At 59.0% G+C, this 310-nt stretch carries 1 protein-coding gene; it reads right to left on the reverse strand.

From position 1 onward, the window contains the following. Nucleotides 1-310: DUF6498-containing protein (locus tag AUR66_RS22960; protein ID WP_231727969.1), on the reverse strand; the 310-nt coding region annotated here is incomplete at both ends.

Consider the following 310-nt stretch of genomic DNA (forward strand, 5'->3'; position numbering starts at 1 on the left):
CAGCCAGTAGAGGAGGCTCAGCGGGAGTACTGTCACGGACCACACTCCCAGCATTGAGAGCGCAAACGGAATGTTTCGCGGATAGACCGGTGGCCAGCTTTTTTGAACTCTCCAGCCACCGCGTTTCTCTCGGAGCTCGTGCAATGGTTCAATCTGCCCCGATATGCCCGGAGATCCACGCTCGGCGAAGAGAACCTTGACGGCGGCCAGGACGACCGTACTGAACGCCTCGACCCAGTAGACGACAAGTAGCGACCATAAGCTCCAGTCCAACGCGACGACACCGACGAGGGGGAGTAGATTTGCACCC

This window comes from Haloferax profundi, from assembly GCF_001469865.1.
In the GTDB taxonomy this organism is placed as follows: Archaea; Halobacteriota; Halobacteria; order Halobacteriales; family Haloferacaceae; genus Haloferax; species Haloferax profundi.